Genomic DNA, 2,500 nt, shown 5'->3' with positions numbered 1-2,500 from the left:
CGAAAACTATTTAGGTAGTGCGTCGAGCGAATACCTCAGGGGGTAGAGCACTGAATGGGCTATGGGGACTCACCGTCTTACTGATCCTAATCAAACTCCGAATACCTGAGAGTACTACTCGGCAGACACACGGCGGGTGCTAACGTCCGTCGTGAAGAGGGCAACAACCCTGACCTCCATCTAAGGTCCCCAAGTCATGGCTAAGTGGGAAAGGATGTGAGACTCCCAAAACAACCAGGATGTTGGCTTAGAAGCAGCCATCATTTAAAGAAAGCGTAACAGCTCACTGGTCTAATTAAGGGGTTTTGCGCCGAAAATGTAACGGGGCTAAAGCCATGCACCGAAGCTGAGGATGTGATCCTTTAGGGGATTACGTGGTAGCGGAGCGTTCCGTAAGTCTGTGAAGGAGGACCCGTGAGGGCCTCTGGAGATATCGGAAGTGCGAATGTTGACATGAGTAACGATAAAGAGGGTGAGAGACCCTCTCGCCGAAAGACCAAGGGTTCCTGCTTAAAGTTAATCTGAGCAGGGTTAGCCGGCCCCTAAGGCGAGGCGGAAACGCGTAGTCGATGGGAACCACGTTAATATTCGTGGGCCTGGTGGGAAGTGACGGATTGCGTAACTTGTTCTGACTTATTGGATTGTCAGGGCGGGGAAGCGGTTCCAGGAAATAGCCCCACCGTATAGACCGTACCCGAAACCGACACAGGTGGTCAGGTAGAGCATACCAAGGCGCTTGAGAGAACTATGCTGAAGGAACTCGGCAAATTGCACGCGTAACTTCGGAAGAAGCGTGACCCTTTTGTACGCAAGTATGATGGGGTGGCACAGACCAGGGGGTAGCGACTGTTTATCAAAAACACAGGGCTCTGCGAAGTCTTTAAGACGACGTATAGGGCCTGACGCCTGCCCGGTGCTGGAAGGTTAAAGGGAGAGGTGCAAGCTTTGAACTGAAGCCCCAGTAAACGGCGGCCGTAACTATAACGGTCCTAAGGTAGCGAAATTCCTTGTCGGGTAAGTTCCGACCTGCACGAATGGCGTAACGACTTCCCCGCTGTCTCCAGCATAGACTCAGTGAAATTGAATTCCCCGTGAAGATGCGGGGTTCCTGCGGTCAGACGGAAAGACCCCGTGCACCTTTACTATAGCTTTACACTGGCATTCGTGTCGGCATGTGTAGGATAGGTGGTAGGCTTTGAAGCTTGGACGCCAGTTCAGGTGGAGCCATCCTTGAAATACCACCCTTATCGTCATGGATGTCTAACCGCGGTCCGTTATCCGGATCCGGGACAGTGTATGGTGGGTAGTTTGACTGGGGCGGTCGCCTCCGAAAGAGTAACGGAGGCGCGCGATGGTGGGCTCAGAACGGTCGGAAATCGTTCGTCGAGTGCAATGGCATAAGCCCGCCTGACTGCGAGACTGACAAGTCGAGCAGAGACGAAAGTCGGTCATAGTGATCCGGTGGTCCCGCGTGGAAGGGCCATCGCTCAACGGATAAAAGGTACGCCGGGGATAACAGGCTGATGACCCCCAAGAGTCCATATCGACGGGGTTGTTTGGCACCTCGATGTCGGCTCATCGCATCCTGGGGCTGGAGCAGGTCCCAAGGGTTTGGCTGTTCGCCAATTAAAGCGGTACGTGAGCTGGGTTCAGAACGTCGTGAGACAGTTCGGTCCCTATCTGCCGTGGGTGTTGGAATATTGACAGGATCTGTCCCTAGTACGAGAGGACCGGGATGGACATATCTCTGGTGGACCTGTTGTCCTGCCAAGGGCATAGCAGGGTAGCTATATATGGACGGGATAACCGCTGAAGGCATCTAAGCGGGAAACCCCCCTGAAAACGAGTATTCCCTTGAGAACCGTGGAAGACGACCACGTTGATAGGCCGGGTGTGGACGTGCAGTAATGCATGAAGCTTACCGGTACTAATCGTTCGATCGAACTTGATCGTTCCCATTGCCCATGCTCATCTCGCCGCGAAGGCAAAGCCTTCGTCGGCTCGATGATCATGTTTTGTCCTCACGCTGTCGCGACCTTCGGTCGCTTCGCTGCGGACGGCGCGCCCAACGATGGGCGACGCGCTCTGCGCTTGCAGGCCTTGCGGCCTGATCACGAGCCCAAAGCAAACTCCAAAGACGTGTTCAAATCCAGCGAAAACAGAGCCAGACCGAATGGAAACCCTATTCGCTATTGGCTACTCCCACTTCGCTCCTGAAAAAATCCAGCTTCTCGTTTCGTTTGCCCTTAGCCGACCTGGTGGTTCTGGCGGGGTGGCCGCACCCGTTCCCATTCCGAACACGGCCGTGAAACGCCCCAGCGCCTATGGTACTTCGTCTTAAGACGCGGGAGAGTCGGTCGCTGCCAGGTCTGCTAAAGGCAAACATTCCATCTTCTCACACAACCTCAGTCACAATCCCTTCCGCGGGGTGGAGCAGCCCGGTAGCTCGTCAGGCTCATAACCTGAAGGCCGCAGGTTCAAATCCTGCCCCCGCAACCAA

At 54.6% G+C, this 2,500-nt stretch carries 1 tRNA gene and 2 rRNA genes (1 of these 3 cut by a window edge); all 3 read left to right on the top strand.

The annotated features are described in order from the left end of the window. Nucleotides 1-1,953 (top strand): 23S ribosomal RNA (locus C8J33_RS26520) (it extends 928 nt beyond the left edge of the window). Nucleotides 1,954-2,254: 301 nt separating this feature from the next. Next, nucleotides 2,255-2,369, top strand: a 5S ribosomal RNA gene (gene rrf, locus C8J33_RS26515). A gap of 53 nt (nt 2,370-2,422) precedes the next feature. Continuing rightward, nucleotides 2,423-2,499, top strand: a tRNA-Met gene (locus C8J33_RS26510). The last annotated feature ends 1 nt before the right edge of the window (nt 2,500 follow it).

Source organism: Rhizobium sp. PP-CC-3G-465 (assembly GCF_004343445.1).
In the GTDB taxonomy this organism is placed as follows: Bacteria; Pseudomonadota; Alphaproteobacteria; order Rhizobiales; family Rhizobiaceae; genus Ferranicluibacter; species Ferranicluibacter rubi.
This window is presented reverse-complemented; position numbering and strand designations above follow the sequence as displayed.